15 protein-coding genes are annotated in these 19,891 nt (G+C 43.7%); 4 read left to right on the top strand and 11 right to left on the bottom strand.

What is annotated here, in order from left to right:
• Positions 1-4 precede the first annotated feature (4 nt).
• Positions 5-601, bottom strand: a complete 597-nt coding sequence (locus CCZ37_RS09005) for a VOC family protein (protein WP_017042527.1) — start codon at positions 599-601, stop codon at positions 5-7.
• A gap of 205 nt (positions 602-806) precedes the next feature.
• Between CCZ37_RS09005 and argS the strand changes: the two genes are divergently transcribed.
• Positions 807-2,543 (top strand): arginine--tRNA ligase, encoded by a 1,737-nt coding sequence (gene argS, locus CCZ37_RS09010; protein ID WP_026028268.1) that lies wholly within the window; start codon positions 807-809, stop codon positions 2,541-2,543.
• A gap of 83 nt (positions 2,544-2,626) precedes the next feature.
• On the top strand, positions 2,627-3,055 hold the full coding sequence (locus CCZ37_RS09015; protein WP_094500344.1) for an HIT family protein: 429 nt from the start codon (positions 2,627-2,629) through the stop codon (positions 3,053-3,055).
• Positions 3,056-3,167: 112 nt separating this feature from the next.
• On the opposite strand, the gene CCZ37_RS09020 is transcribed toward CCZ37_RS09015, so the two are convergent.
• The 5 genes from CCZ37_RS09020 to znuA all read right to left on the bottom strand — a co-directional run bounded on the left by CCZ37_RS09020 (position 3,168) and on the right by znuA (position 11,068).
• Positions 3,168-3,398, bottom strand: coding sequence for a FeoC-like transcriptional regulator (locus tag CCZ37_RS09020; RefSeq protein WP_010318896.1), 231 nt, complete (start codon positions 3,396-3,398; stop codon positions 3,168-3,170).
• Complete coding sequence (gene feoB, locus CCZ37_RS09025) at positions 3,395-5,668, bottom strand: Fe(2+) transporter permease subunit FeoB (RefSeq protein ID WP_094500345.1); 2,274 nt, start codon at positions 5,666-5,668, stop codon at positions 3,395-3,397. The genes CCZ37_RS09020 and feoB overlap by 4 nt, the downstream gene beginning before the upstream one ends.
• Positions 5,668-5,895: a FeoA family protein gene (locus tag CCZ37_RS09030; protein ID WP_094500346.1), complete on the bottom strand. Its 228-nt coding sequence runs from the start codon at positions 5,893-5,895 to the stop codon at positions 5,668-5,670. Before CCZ37_RS09030 ends, feoB begins: the two co-directional genes overlap by 1 nt.
• A gap of 760 nt (positions 5,896-6,655) precedes the next feature.
• Positions 6,656-10,018 carry an AraC family transcriptional regulator gene (locus CCZ37_RS09035; protein ID WP_094500347.1) on the bottom strand — a complete coding sequence of 1,121 codons (3,363 nt, stop codon included), beginning with the start codon at positions 10,016-10,018 and terminating at the stop codon, positions 6,656-6,658.
• Between the two features lie 171 nt (positions 10,019-10,189).
• Positions 10,190-11,068 carry a zinc ABC transporter substrate-binding protein ZnuA gene (gene znuA / locus CCZ37_RS09040; RefSeq protein WP_094500348.1) on the bottom strand — a complete coding sequence of 293 codons (879 nt, stop codon included), beginning with the start codon at positions 11,066-11,068 and terminating at the stop codon, positions 10,190-10,192.
• An 84-nt stretch (positions 11,069-11,152) separates the two neighbouring features.
• Between znuA and znuC the strand changes: the two genes are divergently transcribed.
• Together znuC and znuB are read left to right on the top strand one after the other, a co-directional pair.
• A complete protein-coding gene (znuC, locus tag CCZ37_RS09045) occupies positions 11,153-11,935 on the top strand; it encodes a zinc ABC transporter ATP-binding protein ZnuC (protein WP_094500349.1) in 783 nt (260 codons plus the stop codon).
• Entirely contained in the window at positions 11,928-12,707 is a 780-nt protein-coding gene (gene znuB / locus CCZ37_RS09050; protein ID WP_026027242.1) for a zinc ABC transporter permease subunit ZnuB, read from the top strand. The genes znuC and znuB overlap by 8 nt, the downstream gene beginning before the upstream one ends.
• Before the next feature lie 77 nt (positions 12,708-12,784).
• Here znuB and sucD read toward each other — a convergent pair whose 3' ends face one another.
• From sucD to CCZ37_RS09075, 5 genes are all read right to left on the bottom strand, one after another.
• Positions 12,785-13,657, bottom strand: coding sequence for a succinate--CoA ligase subunit alpha (gene sucD, locus CCZ37_RS09055; RefSeq protein ID WP_010318669.1), 873 nt, complete (start codon positions 13,655-13,657; stop codon positions 12,785-12,787).
• Positions 13,657-14,823: an ADP-forming succinate--CoA ligase subunit beta gene (gene sucC, locus CCZ37_RS09060; protein ID WP_094500350.1), complete on the bottom strand. Its 1,167-nt coding sequence runs from the start codon at positions 14,821-14,823 to the stop codon at positions 13,657-13,659. Before sucC ends, sucD begins: the two co-directional genes overlap by 1 nt.
• Before the next feature lie 201 nt (positions 14,824-15,024).
• On the bottom strand, positions 15,025-16,233 hold the full coding sequence (gene odhB, locus CCZ37_RS09065) for a 2-oxoglutarate dehydrogenase complex dihydrolipoyllysine-residue succinyltransferase (RefSeq protein ID WP_094500351.1): 1,209 nt from the start codon (positions 16,231-16,233) through the stop codon (positions 15,025-15,027).
• A gap of 30 nt (positions 16,234-16,263) precedes the next feature.
• Positions 16,264-19,074 carry a 2-oxoglutarate dehydrogenase E1 component gene (sucA, locus tag CCZ37_RS09070; protein WP_094500352.1) on the bottom strand — a complete coding sequence of 937 codons (2,811 nt, stop codon included), beginning with the start codon at positions 19,072-19,074 and terminating at the stop codon, positions 16,264-16,266.
• A gap of 89 nt (positions 19,075-19,163) precedes the next feature.
• Positions 19,164-19,877, bottom strand: coding sequence for a succinate dehydrogenase iron-sulfur subunit (locus CCZ37_RS09075; protein ID WP_010318673.1), 714 nt, complete (start codon positions 19,875-19,877; stop codon positions 19,164-19,166).
• Between the last annotated feature and the right edge of the window lie 14 nt (positions 19,878-19,891).

Consider the following 19,891-nt stretch of genomic DNA (forward strand, 5'->3'; position numbering starts at 1 on the left):
CAATTTATCTTTGCTCTGATTTTACGATCTCTTTTAAAGAGTGGGGATGCAGTTTAATGCACACGCCTTGCCACTTAAATGCAACCGTCGGGTTATGTAATCGCTCCCCTTCCCCTTTTGGACTGGACAATTTAACTTGAACACCTTGAGTGTCTAATGTTGTCCAGCATTCTTTTAATCGTGGGTAAACCGACAGTATATCCTGCAAATAGACTTGCGCGGTTTGTGCCTCAGATGGCACCACAAATTCCACATGCTCCCAGCTCTGCTCTGGATAAATTTTTCCCTCGGCAGGGTAAGGCAATTCCAAACATTCTATTGACCAACCATTAGCCGATAGCGGCACCGCAAATTCAATCACAATGATAGGACGGCCATTTATCTGAGCACTCGATATTTCTCGTCCTTCCTCCAGCCATGCCGCATGTGCTAATGACGCTAATTTACGATCATTAATGCGCAGTGCAATGTGGTCAGCTTGATTTGTGGATAAATCAATATGCAAAATTTTGGTTAATTCTTGAATTTTATGCATGAATTTGTCTAAATTCTGCTTAAGCTGTTCAGGATGAAGCGCTGCATTCTTCAATGGTTCAAGCATTTAAATGGTCCAAAATGATGATTATCGTCTAATAGTACCAACAACTCTTCGAAAAGTAGAAAATTTCCTAATTTAGTCCCTATAAGCGCCTCAATAAAATTGGTATTATGTGCGCCAAATGATGAACAAAATTAAGATATGTATTGGCACTAAATGGTGAATAAAATGCATACCTTTGCAATTCCAAGAATTAAAGGAAACGCGTGTGAATATCCAAGCACTGATTAATGACAAAGTATCTCAGGCTCTTGAAGCCGCAGGCGCACCAGCTGGCAGTCCTGCTGCTGTTCGCCAATCGGCCAAAGCGCAATTTGGTGACTATCAAGCCAATGGCATTATGGGCGTAGCTAAGCAACTGGGTACCAACCCGCGAGAATTTGCTCAAAAAGTATTGGATGTTCTGGACCTCGATGGCATTGCAAGCAAAACGGAAATTGCAGGCCCAGGTTTTATCAACATTTTCCTCAGTGAAGCGTTTCTTGCTAAACAAGCTGATATCGCCCTAGCAGATGAGCACCTTGGCGTAACAAAAGAAGCGCAGAAGACGATCGTCGCAGACTACTCAGCGCCTAACGTTGCCAAAGAGATGCATGTAGGTCACTTACGCTCAACCATTATTGGTGACGCTGTTGTGCGTACCTTGGAATTTTTAGGCCATAAAGTGATCCGCGCCAACCACATCGGTGACTGGGGCACGCAATTTGGTATGTTGATAGCCAACCTTGAACGTGTGCAACAAGAATCTGGTAACGAAGTTTCAATGGAACTTTCCGATCTTGAAGCTTTCTATCGTGAGTCAAAAAAACTCTACGACGAAGATGAAGTGTTTGCCGCTAAAGCACGAAATTATGTGGTCAAACTACAAAGCGGTGACGAATTCTGCGCTCAAATGTGGAAAAAATTGGTGGATATCACCATGATTCAAAACCAACGTAACTATGATCGTTTGAATGTTTCGCTCACGCGCGATGATGTGATGGGCGAAAGCATGTACAACGACATGTTGCCCGGCATCGTAGCCGATTTAAAAGAAAAAGGTTTGGCGCAAGAAGATGATGGCGCACAAGTGGTTTTTCTTGAAGAATACAAAAATAAAGATGGCGAGCCGATGGGCGTTATCATCCAAAAACGTGATGGCGGCTTCTTATACACAACAACCGATATCGCGTGTGCCAAATACCGTTATGAAACCTTAGGTGCGGACCGTGTGTTGTACTTTATCGACTCGCGTCAACATCAGCACCTAATGCAAGCATGGACGATTGTCCGCAAAGCGGGCTATGTACCTGACGAAGTGACTCTTGAACACCACGCCTTTGGTATGATGCTAGGCAAAGATGGCCGCCCGTTCAAAACTCGTGCTGGCGGTACTGTTCGTCTGGCCGATCTTCTCGATGAAGCGCAAGAGCGTGCCGCTAAATTAATTGAATCCAAAAACCCTGATTTAGACGCCGCAGAAAAAGCGAACATTGCCAATACTGTCGCGATGGCCGCAGTGAAATACGCTGATCTTTCTAAGCACCGTACTACCGATTACGTGTTTGACTGGGACAACATGTTGGCATTTGAAGGTAACACTGCACCTTACATGCAGTATGCCTACACACGTGTTGCGTCAATTTTTGCTAAAGCAGGCGTATCGATGGATAATCTGACGGGTGAAATTAAAGTCACACAAGAGAAAGAAAAAGCTTTGATTGCGAAACTTCTGCAGTTTGAAGAAGCGGTACAAGCTGTTGCCCGCGAAGGCCAACCTCACATTATGTGTAGCTACCTATTTGAATTAGCAGGCCAATTCTCTAGCTTCTATGAAGCATGCCCAATCTTAGTCGCTGAAGATGAAAGTGTAAAACAAAGCCGCCTAAAACTGGCTGCATTGACAGCAAAAACCATCAAGCAAGGTTTGTCGCTACTCGGTATTGATACATTAGAACGTATGTAACGAAAACTATGAGTGAATGAAAGGGTTGACCATGGTCAGCCTTTTCTTTTATCGGTGATAACATCCGTGAAAGTGAGATTGACATGAATTTTGAACTCCACCCGCAACTGGCCAAAGACACTTCCGTTATTGGTGAATTTCCTCTTTGCTTAGCCTTACTCCATAAAGACAATTCCGTGCCTTGGGTTATTCTGGTGCCTAAACGTGCCAATTTGAAAGAGCTGCATCATCTTTCAATGCAGGACCAACAGCAATTTTTGTACGAATCTCAAGCCGTTAGCCAAGCTCTTGAAGCTACGTTTTGTCCGGATAAACTCAATTTAGGGGCGCTAGGTAACATGGTGCCTCAGCTCCATATTCACCATGTTGCTCGATTTAAAAATGACGTAGCATGGCCAGGGCCTATCTGGGGCAATACTCAAGGGGTAATGAGAGCCGAGCAAGAACAACAAGAGATCTTAACCAGAATCCAAAATGTGCTATCACTGAGTTCTATTTTTAGAAAGGGATAAACGTCGTCTCTCACACCATACATTAGGAAAAAGATAGATTGGGTAAACGTTTGAAAGCCGCTGACATCAGCGGCTTTCGTTTATCAGACAGAATGCCTAGCATCAATTATGACTAAAGTACGACAGTCAAAGACAGCCCATTATTTCGGTTAAGCCCATAACGCACTCTTGTTACGTGGTGAGCCTTGTTGGTATCGATAGTGCGCGACAACACACCTTTTCTTATCCACACGGCTAGCATAGCGTCAACGCCATCCTCACTGAGCGAAAACTTTTTCGCAATCGCCGAGCGGCTAACGATTCCATTCTCTTCAATGTAGCGCTTTAGCTCATTTAATATCATGCCACTTCTACCTCAAGCACCGTTTTCTGCTGGAGTCCTTTTCGCTTAAGCATTTTAAAGGTCAACAAACTCACCATAACAATGGCAATAATCCATGTTAAACTTTCGACAGGGGTTTCGGTGATCCTTGTCGCTTGGTAATAAAGCGCGGCGCCACCATAAGCAAGCCCCATCGTCCATACGGCGATAAAACGAGCGTAATTCGCACCAAACTCACGAACATAAGCCCCCATTGCAGCAACACAAGGCGTGTAAAGCAAAATGAAGATAAGGTAGGCAAATGCGGCATGACCAGTCACAAAGTGCTGTTTCAAATTACCAAAGATTGAGGCATCTACGGCTTGCTCTTCAGCCACTGCGCTACTGTCTGTCAAGTCTCCAACTTCGATACCGAGCGGATCAGAGAAGCTTAATCCCGTTAGGTTTTCTGGTATAGACATGACCGCTTCTTGTAGGCTCGCCATTAGGTCATATTCACTTTCATCACCTTCAGCAGAGGTATATAAATTGTTTAATGTTCCGACTACCGCTTCTTTGGCAAAAATACCCGTGATGATACCCACTGTCGCAGGCCAGTTATCCTGATTGATACCAATAGGAGTAAATACCGGCGTAACCACTTGAGCCACTTTTGATAGCACTGAGTTGTCACTATCTTCATTGCCAAAACTGCCATCAGTACCAACTGAATTGAGGAAGCTTAAGATCATAACGACGATGACAATCGTTTTCCCTGCACCGAGAACAAAACGTTTTAATTTCTGCCATGTTTTGATCATGACGTTTTGTACCGTTGGGATCTCGTAATCTGGCATCTCCATAACGAGGCTGTCGCTTGAACCCGGATAGAGCGTATGCTTCAAAACCAAACCAGTGAACACTGCGGCTAAAATGCCCAATAAATAAAGAGCAAAAACTACATTTTGACCGCTTTCAGGGAAAAATGCCGCAGCAAATAGCGCATAAACAGGCAAACGTGCACCACATGACATAAAGGGTGCCATCGATGCTGCTAATTTACGTTCACGTTCTTGATCTAGAGTACGAGTCGCCATAATCGCGGGAACGTTACAACCAAATCCTAAAACAAGCGGAACAAACGCTTTACCCGGTAGGCCTATCTTCTGCATCACTTTATCTAAAACAAAAGCCGCGCGAGACATATAGCCTGAACTTTCGAGTACAGCTAAAAATAAGTACAAACAAGCGATAACTGGGATAAATGTGGCGACGGTTTGAATACCTCCGCCAAGGCCATCTGCTAATAATGTCACTAGCCAAATAGGCAAATGATCATCCAGTAAGTAGTGCCCGCCATCAACCAATAACGCCCCGACGCCAATGTCGAAAAAATCAATGAAAGCGCTCCCAATATTGATCGAGAACATAAACATTAAGTACATAACCACAAAGAAAAACGGTACACCCACCCATTTATTTAAAATCAGCTTATCCGCTTTTTGTGTAAAACTGTGGCTTAGTTTCCCTTCTGTTTTGCGGATCTGCTGACACTGTTCATGCAAAAATGTGTATTTGGTATCAGCAACATGCAGATCAATATCCAAACCACTTTGCAGTTGCTCTTTCTGGATAAGCTCACGCTGCACTTCTGGTAATCCATTAATCACCAAAAGATCATTTTCTAAGGCACGAATAGCCAATGCGCGAGGTGCCACTTGCTGTTGTTGGAAAATAGCGGCTAATTTTCCGATCGATTGTTCAAATGCACTACCGTAATCCAGTACCAGTTCTTTAAGAGCTACGCCTTGCAGCAGCACTTTATGCAACTTTTCTTTGAATCGACTTACCTGCTCTTTACTGGTAGCAGAAAGCATGAAAACGGGGCAACCTAGAACTTTCTCAAGTTGTTGAATGTCTAGGCTTTGACGCTCTCTTTTTAAAGCGTCCATTTTATTCAAAACCACAATCATTGGACGCCCGAGCTCTCTCAATTGAAGCGTCATATAGAGACTGCGTTCCAAACACGTCACGTCCACAACGTTAATGATTAAGTCGGCAGGATGAGTAAGAACCGCTCTAGAGGCAATGGATTCGTCAATGCTGTTACTGTCATTCCCGCTGTCAAGTGCGTAGATGCCTGGTAAATCAGTTAGTATGAATTCATCTCCAGAATGAGTGTAGCGACCCGTTTTTTTCTCGACTGTAACACCAGCCCAGTTACCGACTTGCTGCTTAGAACCAGTCAGCCCATTAAATAACGTTGTTTTACCACTGTTAGGGTTACCAACGGTTAGAATTTGATATCGCACTACACTATCTCCACTTCAATACAAGCGGCTATATTTTCACGTACCGCTAAAGAGACACCTCTCACTTCAAGTTGAAGTGGGTCTCCCATAGGCGCTCTTCTGATTAACGTAACAGTAGTTAGAGGCAGCAAGCCCATCACCATCAATTTTTTACGAATATCATTTGGAAGTTGATTAAACGCGACAATACTTGCGCTATCCCCTTCATTTAATTGAGATAATTTCATCTATCTTGCTCTAAACGGTAGTGGTAATGAGAAATATTTTTATTAACAGATGGATAATACACGCGCGCCCCCCCTATTTTATTGCGTGAAATCAAAGATTGCATAAATCCACAACGTTGTTTTCGGTAAATAAACTGACGTTAAAAACGTTAAAAAATTATCAGGTACAAATGGTCTCAACATAAAAAAATAAACAAAAAAAGACCAATCCAAAATAAATAAATAAAATCAACAACTTAAAGATGATTATATGTTTTGTCGTTTTTCTTATACTAGGTTGTCGTTAATTTTATAAATGAAATAAGTCCTTTGTCATATAGTAAATCCATCGAAAGGAATTAGTCCTTAGATACAAATTCCAGAGGTGGTACGGATGTTACTCGTATCACTCCGGCAGCAAGCGAAGGTGTCATTGACACCCGTGGTATAGTCCCCCCGGCTATACCACGATTTTTTTTCTACTCATCTTTACCACAGCACAATCACCTACCCAACCTGTTGTATTGTATAAGCACTATCCCCAAACAAATTGATATTACGACTTTGAGTGTTGGTGAATGTATCTACGCAAGCATAGATAAATGCGAATGTGCCTAGCTAACACCGCAGCCAATCTAATCAAGAAAGGGGATGCCGATGCACTCTGGTGGAAAGTGAGTTCATCTCCACGCGCCTGAATAAGCGTTATGATTAGGATGAATATAGCGAACATCGCAGCAGCTTCACGTGGGAAAGTTATCACTATTTATCAGGGGCGATATTACTCGTTATCATCAACAAATTGAGTTGGCGATAAACCGAAGTGATGCTTAAATCTTTGACTGAAATAGGACGGATCATTAAACCCACAATCAAAAGCGACTTGGGCGACTTTTCCTCCTGCGAGCAAACATTGGCACGCTTTCTCTAAACGGATCTCGTTTAAGTACTCTTTAAATGTTTTATTGGTAACCGCTTTAAAACGACGTTGTAGGCTGCGTTCCGATACAAAGAGTAATTTGGCCGCACTAGAGGTACTAAATTCAGGATCTGAATAGTAATTGTGTACCAATTTTTCGACTTTTTTAAGCCACTCTTTTTCCGTTATATCAATAAACTTGTCATCAGAATGCTCCTCTACAATGATCATTTCGGGTGCATCACTCACAAGCTCTACAGATGGCCAAGAAAGCTCAACTAAATTTCGTTCTGGCGATGAAAAAATATGTATTTCCCCACCACTGCGCTGTACTAACAGCTGCATCTCCTCTAGTTCAAAACCAGAGATACGCTTATCACTATTGATAGATTGCACCTGATCGCCACAGTCAATCATCACAATAAACAGTCTTTTATCCCTTTCATAACAATGAATTTGTAGCTCTTGATTTCTGTAAAGACGTTTTACCGCATCAGATAGTAGCGTATTGAAAATGATGTCTAGGTTAAAATGGGCAGACTCAATATAAGCTTGTTTAAGCTCATTGTTCACAGCCAAAGAAATATTCGCTTTAGCGAATTCTTCACGCCATCCGTCCACACAAGAGTTCAAGATGATCGATAGGTCGTAGAGCAACTGAGTCGACGTTTTATCATTTCTTACATTCCGAAGTAACGCCAATTCACATTTTACTTTTAAGGCTAAAGACTCAAGTCGCGCGAGTTGCTGGAGTTGAGACCGATAAATCAGCTGATTTAATGTAGGTGTAATAGAATCCAACATCTGTTCAACAAGGATATGGCGAATTTGTAATTGCTTGCGCAACTGCTGGTTATTAACCAAAACAATTTTGCTTTGATGCCGTAATTGGTCAGTTTTCAAGGCCACCTTAGCTTTTAACTTTCGATTCACTTTGGTAACCCATCGAGAACGCCACCATGAAGCAAAAGCAATAAGTCCTATAGAAAGGCAAAGGTAAAGAACAATAGCCCACGAAGACCAGTACCACGGGTTCTCCACAATAAATGATAGACTGTTTATCATACTGTTTTGCGGATGTGGACTGTAATTTCTCACCAGCAAACGATAGTGTCCAGGTAACAGGTGATCAAGTGTCAACTGGGTGCTTTCTAATCTCTGCCACTCCTTATATCCTGCTATACGATACTCCAATGATAAGGCTCTCGATTCTGGCAATGCACCAAATAAAAAGCTTATCGAACTTCCATATTTCAGTTCTAGTGTCTGAAAACGACCACGACCGAACATGACAGGAATGTGATCGACGTTCACTTGGCTAAAGATAATATTTGTATTCGGTGGAGTAGCAACTGAGAGTTCAGAGGACCATGCTGTCACTAAGCCAAAACGGGAACCTAGCAGCAACTGCTGTTGGCTATTGATAATACTTGATTCGCAGACTCCACTTTTAAATTCATTATTCATCAATCCGTGTGGATCACCAAAATGCTTTACCATCTCACCCATAGGATTGTAGAGCGAGATTCCTTGTGAAGAAGTCAGCCAAATACCGTTGCCCGTTTCAGTTAAACATTTGGGGCTAATATTCTCCTCAACCATATCAATAGATCGAATATCACTACGATCATGTGCCAAAACAAAGACGCCATAAGCGCTAGCAAACCAGACATCACCATTGGTACTCTCAAAGATATCAATGTTTTGACCATAGTGACTCGTCGCTCGGAGAAAAACAATTTTGCCTTTGTCAAAAAGATAAACACCATGGTTAGTGCCAATAAACACCCCTCGCCGCGTTGACTTAAGTTTTATTATTTTTGCTGGCAAAAATGCATCAACAAACCATTCAGAACCGAAATCGGTTAGCGAGTTATCGGCCAACCGATATGACCACAAATGGTTACCTGTTGCTCCCCATAACAGTCCTTCATGATCAAATTCAAGGTGTTTAGTATCATTCGAACGCAGCTTAAGAGGTAACATGCTCGTTTCTATCATCTTTTTTGTCTGCAAGTGATAAATAACGATGCCTGTATGTGTAGCTATCCATAAAGAGTGATCATCTATTTGAGCGAAATCATGCACTTCCCCAGGAAAAATAAGTTTAGGCTCTTGCCAATCCTCAGCATCGACTTGGTATAACCCTTGTCGAGTTAAAAACCAATACCCTTTATTGTCCGACCTTGTCACAATTTTCGTCATGGGATTATTGTCAAACAGCGCTGAGGAATGGCGCTTAAATTTTTGTCCAAACAGAGAAAAGTAACGAACACCTTTATTCGTTGCTATCCAAATACCACCTTGTAAATCGTTAACTAATGAATAAATTTTATTGCCCGGTAGCCCATTAGTGTTCCGATCATTGCTCTCAAGTTTGATAATTTCGTCTGTCAAAAATGAGTATAGGAACAACCCATCATCTGTACCAATCCAGTACTCTTGGTCAGTCTCTGTGATCGATAAAACATGCGATTCACCAACCAATTTTTTTTTACGCTTTAGGTTTTCAACATCAATAATTAACGCACCATTTAAGGTTCCAATCACAAGCTCTCTGCGTTTATCGGAAAAATAGATCTTCTCTATGAAATGTTTATCCGAGCTAAGGACATGAGAAAAACTCTCATCCTCTGATAAGTAGACGCCAGCATTGGTGGCTAATACCCATTTAGAAAGCACAAACTTAGCATCATTAACAATCATTCGACTCGCGTGATTGAATTGATACATTTCTTTAAAAGAATAAGTAACCAGTTCATGGGTTTGCGTGTTGTATGTATAGAAATGTGTGTTATCGGCTAACCAAATGAAAACACCAGATGAACCTATTTTTTTTATGATAACGCCTGGGGTCAAACTGAATATTAATTCGCGATCTTGTGCGGGATAAGTGCGGTAGAGTTCATTATCTATAAACGTCCAAAAAGCATTATTCAGATAAACGATATTTTCGCTCTCTTGCGAGAGCACTGAGCCACGTCGAGGAAGGGTACTTTTCCCATCAAAGAAAACCACTTTGCCGTGCACATCGTGTATCCAAATCCCCCCCTCTTCTCCTAGAAATAAATTTTGCGCGGCGAAAATCTTCCCTTGAGCCTGAGCTGGCAACGGATAAAAGATAGAAGGTGCTTTGTCTAGAGCTTGTGTTCCTTGTGCTAATAAGAGCGACAGAAAACCCAAGATCCAGAACAAAGGTTTGTAATAATCGTTCTTTCCTTTCAACAGACAAAGCCTTAGTCAATAACACGCCACATGAAAACTGTTTTTTTGTTGCGATAATTATCAAAACATTCTAACCAAAGATAAGGCTTTTTGAAGCTAAGAAAGCAGCAATCTATGAATTTTTATCGTAGATTTCAGTGCAAATCGTACAACATACAATACAGCGTATATCTATTGAGACAAACAAGTATAAAAGTTGTTGCTTATCTGATTTAACAGCTCAAAATAACTACCGCTTTTCACCTCAATATCGACACCTAATGGATCAAGTACTCCTGTTTTGACCTCTGTACCACGAGTCACAGTATCAATCACCGCAGGAGTAAACTGAGGTTCTGAAAAGACACACTTTGCTTCATTATTAATAATGGAATTTTTAATAGTGATGAGCGTTTTAGCCCCCGGTTTTCTATCAGGACTCACGGTAAAATGGCCAAGGTTATTGAGATGATATTGCTGCTCAAAATAGCCGTATGCATCATGAAAAACATAATATCCTTTACCGCTAATTGTACCCATCCTCTGCAAGATGGTTTGGTGGTTTGAATCTAACTGAGCTAAGAATTGTGCTAAGTTAGCTTGATATTGCTCGGCATGACGATTATCACTTTGCACCAGTCTTTTGGTAATCGCTTCTGCTACTTGTTTCACTGGCTCTATCCCTAGCCAGAAATGGGGATCATGTGTGCCATGATTATGCCCATCATGCTCATGTTGCTCACCGTTAAACTCCCTCAGCTTTAAGCCATCAATTTGGCTGATGGTCAAAACATTGTGATGGCTATCTAATGTCTTACTTAAGAATGGCTCAAGATCTTTTCCATACCAAATCACTAAATCCGCCGCTCTGACTTTTTTTACATCAGAAGGACGTAACGCATAATCATGTGGTGAGGTATTTGACCCCAATAATACTTGTGGCTCATTCACACCATGAGTCAACTCATACGTGATCATCTGAATCGGCTTAATGCTGGTCAAAATGACCGTAGACCACGCCAAAGGCGATAATGTTATTAGGCAAAGAAGGAGCATAATCTGACGCAACATGATGGTTTTTCCATTCAGTATATAGCGTTAAAGGGAACGAAATGTTACATTATAACACTTCCGAATTGCAAATAAGTTCCATTCATGTCCAACTTAATTCAGCTGCAAGGCATTTGTGTCGAATTCAACAACCGCCGTGTTTTGGACAATGTCAGTATCAACCTAGAAAAAGGGAAGATTACCACACTGATAGGTCCTAATGGTGCCGGCAAGTCGACGCTCGTTAAAGTATTGCTCGGGCTACAGCCCGTCCATAGCGGAACCATGACGCGCGTAAAAAACCTTAAAATTGGTTATGTTCCTCAAAAGTTAAAGCTTAATGACGCGTTACCACTCCCCGTTCAACGATTTTTAAGTTTGGCCGGACGTTTTAGTCAACAAGAGTTACTAGACGCACTCAGGCTTGTCGGGGCCGAGCATCTTCTTGATTATGATATGCATAAGCTGTCCGGTGGTGAAACGCAACGGATTCTTATCGCCCGTGCATTGCTACAGCGCCCAGATATTCTAATTCTCGATGAACCAGCCCAAGGTGTTGACGTGCAGGGGCAAATTGATCTGTATGATCTTATCGATGCCATACGACATCGTTTCGGCTGTGGTGTCTTCATGGTCTCTCACGATTTGCATCTGGTGATGGCAAAAACGGATGATGTTATCTGTCTTCATCACCATGTTTGCTGTTTTGGCTCACCTGCAACGATTACTCAACACCCAAGCTATATCGCATTATTTGGTACACGCAATCGCGAAGCCTTAGCTTTTTACCATCACAAGCATCAGCATCATCACGACTTAGCAGGCCAACCTGTAAAAGGTGATGCAACTTGCTGTTCAAATCATTCACACGGTCACCATCATGATTGAATTTCTTCTTCCATCAATATTAGCAGGCCTTGGTATTGCCGTTATCGCAGGTCCCCTTGGGTCATTCGTGGTTTGGCGAAAAATGGCTTATTTTGGCGATACCCTCGCACATGCCTCGCTGATGGGATTGGCACTAGGCTTTTTACTTGATATCAACCTTTATCTTGCGTTGCTCGTTTGCTGTCTTGGGCTTGCAATCATTTTGGTTACTATGCAGAAACAGCAGCTTGTGGCGACAGACACTTTGCTCGGCATTCTCGCTCACAGCTCGTTATCTATTGGCCTCATTGCAGTAAGCTTCCTTGATAACGTTCGCATCGATTTAATGAGCTATCTCTTTGGCGATTTATTGGCAGTGAACTTTACCGATTTAGCCTTCATTTGGGGGGGAGCGATTGCAGTAAGTGCACTGCTATTTCTTTTTTGGCGGCCATTACTTTCAACTACAGTGAACGAAGAACTTGCGTTTGTTGAGGGTATCAACGTTGATTTAATGCGTTTGCTGCTAATGCTATTGATTGGGGTGGTGATTGCACTCGGAATGAAATTTGTTGGTGCTCTGATTATGACATCGCTGCTGATTATTCCCGCGGCGACCGCTAGGCGACTCACAAAAACCCCAGAGCAAATGGCAATATTGGCTTCTTTGGTTGGCGCTTTAGCTGTGCTGGGCGGGCTAATCCTCTCGTGGCACTTTGACACACCCGCAGGCCCTTCGGTTGTCGTAACGGCTACAACGATGTTTATGTGCAGTCAACTAGTAAAACGCTAGTATCAAAACCTATTGAATCTAAAGTAAAAACCCCGAAACAAGGTTCGGGGTTTTTCTTCAAACAGAGGGAGGCGTAATTACCAACCCGTCACTTCACGCAATGCTTTTCCGATATCAGCAAGGCTTTTGACGGTTTTCACACCCGCGGCTTCAAGCGCTGCAAATTTTTCATCGGCAGTGCCTTTACCACCAGAAATGATAGCGCCAGCATGGCCCATGCGTTTACCTGGAGGCGCGGTCACACCAGCAATATAAGATACCACCGGTTTAGTAACATGCTCTTTAATGAATGCCGCCGCTTCTTCTTCGGCTGTACCACCGATCTCGCCAATCATCACTATCGCTTCAGTTTCAGGATCGTCTTGGAATAGTTTCAAGATATCAATGAAGTTAGAACCAGGAATTGGGTCACCGCCGATACCAACACACGTTGACTGACCAAAGCCCTCATCTGTTGTTTGCTTAACTGCTTCATAAGTTAGCGTTCCTGAACGTGAAACAATACCCACCTTTCCTTTCTTATGAATGTGGCCTGGCATGATGCCTATCTTACACGCATCTGGTGTAATCACACCCGGACAGTTCGGACCAATCATACGCACACCAGTCTCTTCGAGCTTCACTTTTACGTCGATCATATCGGTAGTCGGTATACCTTCAGTGATCGTCACAATAAGTTCAATACCAGCGTCAATTGCTTCTAAAATAGCGTCTTTACAAAATGGTGCAGGTACATAAATAACGGTTGCCGTTGCACCCGTTGCTTCTACCGCGTCACGCACTGTATTAAATACAGGCAGACCAAGGTGAGTTTGACCACCTTTACCCGGGGAAACCCCACCGACCATTTGTGTACCGTAGGCAATTGCCTGTTCGGAGTGGAAAGTTCCCTGACCACCAGTGAAACCTTGGCAGATTACTTTGGTGTCTTTATTAATAAGTACCGACATTATTTACCCTCCGCCGCAGCAACAACTTTCTGAGCTGCGTCCGTTAACGACTCAGCTGCAATGATATCAAGACCAGAATTTGCAAGTACTCCGCGTCCTAATTCCGCATTTGTACCTTCCAAACGCACGACAACGGGAACCGTTACACCAACTTCTTTCACCGCGCCGATAATGCCTTCTGCAATCATATCGCAACGTACGATACCGCCGAAAATATTCACCAATACGGCTTTCACGTTGTGATCAGATAAAATGATTTTGAACGCTTCAGCAACACGCTCTTTGGTCGCGCCACCACCAACATCAAGGAAGTTTGCAGGTTTGCCGCCATGAAGGTTAACAATATCCATAGTACCCATTGCAAGACCAGCACCGTTCACCATGCAGCCAACATTGCCATCAAGAGCAACATAGTTCAGTTCCCACTGAGCAGCATGAGCTTCGCGCTCATCTTCTTGCGATGAGTCATGCATTTCACGAAGTTTAGGTTGGCGATAAAGTGCGTTTGAGTCGATGTTGATTTTGCCATCAAGGCATAACAAGTTCCCTTCAGCGGTAACAACCAAAGGGTTAATTTCTAGCAGTGCAAGATCATACCGGGTAAACATAGCACCAAGGCCAAGGAAGATTTTCACAAATTGCTTAATTTGGTCGCCTTCCAAGCCAAGTTTGAAAGCAAGTTCGCGACCTTGATAGGCTTGCGGACCAACCAAAGGATCAATCGCGGCTTTATGAATCAGCTCAGGAGTCTCCTCCGCTACTTTTTCAATTTCCACGCCGCCTTCTGTTGAGGCCATAAACACGACACGACGAGTCGCACGATCGACGACTGCGCCTAGGTAAAGCTCATTCGCGATATTAGAGGCTTCTTCGACCAAAATTTTTGATACTGGCTGACCATTTGCGTCCGTTTGATAAGTAACCAGATTTTTACCTAGCCATTTTTGAGCAAACTCTTTGACACCATCTTTAGTGTCGTGCAACTCAACGCCACCCGCTTTACCGCGACCACCTGCATGCACTTGACACTTAACAACTTTCTTCGCTGTACTAATCCGACCCGCCGCTTCAAAAGCTTCTTGTGGAGTATCACAGGCATAACCTTCCGGTACAGGCAAACCGAATTCTGCAAACAGCTGTTTGGCTTGATATTCATGCAAATTCATTATGTTCTTCCGTTTGTTTATCCCTTAAGGGATTTATTATTTCCATAAAGCGGCAGCTGTGCTGCGCCATATATCTGTAGGGTGCTTCTCAAATTAAGCGGTTGCAATTTATCCAAGAGGATAGCTTGTCGCATTTTGCTTAAATGAAGGCTAGACGTGAGCCTGCCTAGCCTTAAATTCACTGAACAACGTTCAGTGAGGTTACACGTCCAGTAGCAGACGTGCTGGATCTTCAAGTAGCTCTTTCACTGTCACAAGGAAACCAACTGACTCACGGCCATCCACCAAACGATGGTCGTAAGAAAGTGCTAGGTACATCATTGGTAAAATTTCTACTTTGCCATCTACAGCCATTGGGCGATCTTGGATTTTGTGCATGCCCAATATGGCCGCTTGTGGCGGATTGATGATCGGTGTTGACATTAACGATCCAAACACACCGCCATTCGTAATCGTGAAATTACCGCCAGTCAGTTCTTCAACCGTCAATTTGCCGTCTCTTCCTTTGAGTGCAAGCTCTTTAATGCCCTTCTCAATTTCAGCAAGGCTTAGCGTATCGCAATCTTTAAGAACCGGAGTCACTAAGCCACGAGGCGTTGAAACTGCCATGCTAATATCAAAATAGCTGTGATACACAATATCTTGGCCATCAATAGATGCATTTACTTCTGGGTAACGTTTTAACGCTTCTGTTACCGCTTTTACATAGAAAGACATAAAGCCCAAACGAATACCGTGTTTCTCTTCAAACAGACCTTGATATTGCTTACGAAGATCCATGATAGGTTTCATGTTAACTTCATTAAACGTCGTCAACATCGCCGTGCTATTTTTTGCCTCAAGCAGACGCTCCGCAACACGTTTACGCAAACGCGTCATCGGTACACGTTTTTCACTGCGCGCCATCGCAACGACAGGTTCAGATTGACTTGGAGCAACTGCTGACGCAGATTTTGCGGCCGCTAGATGAGCATCAATATCTTCACGCGTGATACGTCCACCCACACCAGAGCCTTTCACTTGGCTTGCTTCCAAACCATGCTCAGCGAGTAAACGGCGTACCGCAGGACTAAGCGCATCATTCGTTTCGTCTGTCAATGTGGCCTTGTGGCGTTTATCAGGAGACGGCTCTGTATCGTTGGTGGTGTCTTTCGTCGGTTCACCTGCAACGGCACCGGGTTGTAATTTCGCCAATAACTGTTTCGAAAGCACCGTCGCACCTTCTTGCTCGATAATGGCTTCAAGAACACCCGCTTCTGGTGCTGGCACTTCAAGAATGACTTTATCGGTTTCAATCTCAACAAGAACTTCATCACGAGCGACGGCTTCACCTGGCTTTTTATGCCATGTAGCGACTGTTGCATCAGCCACTGATTCAGGTAGATCTGGAACCAGAATTTCAATTGTCATAATCTGTGTCTTCCTTTTACTTCTAGTTCGTTAAGCTAGGGTCAGAGCGTCTTCAATCAACGCTTTTTGTTGTTTCAAGTGTACCGACATATAACCAACGGCTGGTGATGCTGATGCAGGGCGACCTGCGTATTTCAGATCAGCACCGGCTGGAATGGCAGAACGGAAGTTATGTTGGCTACTGTACCAAGCACCTTGGTTTTGAGGCTCTTCTTGGCACCATACATAGTCAACAACATTAGTGTATTGAGCGATAACCGCTTCCACTTCTTCTTTCGGGAATGGATATAGCTGTTCAATACGGACGATAGCAACATCACCTTGTTCGTTATTGCGGCGCTGTTCAAGCAGGTCGTAGTAAACCTTACCAGAGCAGAACACAACACGTTTGACGTTTGCTGGGTTGAGATCGTCAACTTCGCCGATGGCTGGCAAAAACGATCCGTCAGCCAAGTCTTCGAGTGTTGAGATACATAGTGGGTGACGCAGCAACGATTTTGGTGACATAACAATCAATGGTCGACGCATTGGACGAACAACCTGACGACGCAGCATGTGGTATACCTGCGCTGGCGTAGAGGGAACCACCACTTGCATGTTTTGTTCGGCGCACAATTGCAAATAACGCTCTAGGCGTGCTGATGAGTGTTCCGGGCCTTGCCCTTCATAGCCATGAGGTAGCAGCATGGTTAAACCACACAAACGCGCCCATTTTTGTTCACCGGAAGAGATGAACTGGTCAATCACGACTTGAGCTCCATTGGCGAAATCACCAAACTGAGCTTCCCAAATCGTCAAACCACTCGGCTCCGCTGTCGCGTAGCCATATTCAAAAGCTAGCACTGCTTCTTCCGACAAAACCGAATCCAATACTTCAAAAGGACCCTGTTTATCATGGATATTCGCTAATGGAATATAGGTACTTGCGTCACTTTGGTTATGCAATACCGAGTGACGGTGGAAGAAGGTTCCACGCCCAGAGTCTTGCCCCGAAATGCGGATTCGCTTTCCATCATCAACTAAGGTTGCATAAGCCAGCGTTTCAGCCATACCCCAATCGAGAAGCTTCTCTCCATTAACCATCGCTTGTCGGTCGGTATAGATTTTATCCACACGACTTTGTAGTTTATGGCTTTCTGGATACTGACAAATTCGGTTACCTAGCTCTTTTAAACGCTCAAGGTCAACTTTACTATTCCATGACATATCCCATTCATGGCCAATATACGGTGACCAATCAACAGAATGCAGTGCCATTGGACGCCACTCTTTCACCACGACTTCACCATGATCCAGAGCATCACGATATTCGTTGACTAACTGTGTGGCAATCTCAATATCAAACTCACCACGCTCTATCAAAACATCGGCATAAAGCTTACGCGGCGTAGGATGCTTTTTGATCTTTTGATACATTAACGGCTGAGTAGCATTGGGTTCATCGGCTTCGTTATGGCCGTGACGGCGATAACAAACCAGATCAATGACGACATCACGCTTAAATTCATTACGATAATCAAGTGCAATGCGGGTGACGAAAGCAACTGCTTCTGGATCATCAGAATTGACGTGGAAAATAGGGGCCTGAACCATCTTAGCGATGTCAGTACAATACATAGTCGAGCGTGTATCACGAGGGTTTGAGGTGGTAAAACCAACTTGGTTGTTAATAACAATACGTACCGTCCCTCCCACGCAATAGCCACGCGCTTGAGACATGTTAAATGTCTCGGCAACGACACCTTGACCAGCGATAGCCGAGTCACCATGAATAGAGATAGGCAGTACTGTCGAACCGTCTTCATCTCCCAGTCGGTCTTGTCGAGCACGGACTGAACCAATCACTACTGGGTTTACAATTTCAAGGTGTGAAGGGTTAAAGGCTAAGGCTAGATGCACATCACCGCCGGGTGTCGCAAAGTCAGCAGAGAAACCTTGGTGATATTTAACATCACCCGTTCCCCAGCTTTCACCATGCTTGCCCGCAAACTCGTCGAACAGATCTTGAGGCTTTTTACCCAAAACGTTAACAAGCATGTTAAGACGACCACGGTGCGCCATACCAATCACAACTTCACGCATGCCTGTACTACCGGCATGACGGATCAACTCTTTCATCATTGGGATGAGTGCGTCGCCACCTTCTAAAGAAAAGCGTTTCGCACCAGGGAATTTCGCGCCTAAATAACGCTCAAGGCCTTCTGCGGCTGTCAATTCTTCGAGGAAAATTCGTTTTTCTTCTTTACTGAAAGAAGGTTGACCAACGACTGATTCAAGACGTTGTTGTATCCAACGCTTTTGTTCAGTGTCGATAATGTGCATGTATTCTGCACCGATGGAACCGCAATAGGTCTTGTTGAGGGCTTGATAAATATCTTTCAATTTCATTGTCTCTTGCCCAATAGCAAAAGAGCCAACATTGAAAGTCTCTTCCAAGTCATCTTCATTCAAATTGTGGAACGCGGGGTCTAATTCCGCCACGATTGGACGTTGCCATAAACCTAGAGGATCGAGTTGAGCCGCTTCATGACCGCGAAAACGGTAAGCATTGATCAGCTGCAAGACTCTTACTTGTTTAGCATCGACATCAGGATCACTAACTTGGACATTGTAATGCTTTGTTTCTTTCGCGAGTCGTCGGAAGTAGTCACGGACACGTGAATGTGGCTGTTCAACCACATTGTCAGCTTGCGCAGGCAAGCCATCAAAAACACGTTTCCACTCCTCACTTACCAGATCAGGATCACTTAGATACAGTTCGTAGAGGTCCTCTACGTAAGTTGCATTGGCGCCAGCCAAGTGTGAAGACTCGAGCCATGCCTTCATCACGCCGTTGTGCATATTTTCCCTTAACCAGTAGTTTTCACGTTTGCTTCGGTCTATGCCGAGCTATAAAAGGCAGGTCCGAAGACCTGCAATTTTTATTCATTTTAAACCGAACGGTTCACAAGCATTGATTTGATATGTCCAATAGCTTTCGTCGGATTTAATCCCTTAGGACAAACACTTACACAATTCATGATGCCATGGCAACGAAAAACGCTAAAAGCATCATCAAGATTAGATAAACGTTCATCTGTTGCGGTATCGCGGCTGTCAATTAGCCAACGATAAGCCGCCAACAAACCTGCTGGGCCGATAAACTTATCCGGGTTCCACCAGAAAGAAGGGCATGAAGTTGTACAGCAAGCGCACATAATGCACTCATATAAACCATCTAAATGCGCTCGCTCTTCTGGTGACTGCAAGTTCTCACGAGCCGGAGGCAAGTTTCCGTCAGTCACAAGATAAGGTTTAACCTTCTCGTAATTTTCATAAAACTGGGCCATATCGACAATTAAATCACGGACGACAGGCAGCCCAGGCAAAGGTCGAATAACGATCGTGCCTTTGGCCGAAAGCGCGGATAATGGAGTGATGCACGCTAACCCATTTTTACCATTCATGTTCAAACCGTCAGAACCACATACCCCCTCACGACACGAACGACGAAAAGCGATAGTTGGATCTTGCTCTTTCAGCAAAATGAGCGCATCCAACAACATCATGTCAGAGCCCTCTTCGACTTCAAGCAGATAATCCTTCATGTAAGGCTTTTGATCGACATCCGGATTATAGCGATACAAAGAGAATTTCAATTTCATAATAGTGCCTTCTC

The organism is Vibrio qinghaiensis, from assembly GCF_002257545.1.
Lineage (GTDB): Bacteria > Pseudomonadota > Gammaproteobacteria > Enterobacterales > Vibrionaceae > Vibrio > Vibrio ordalii.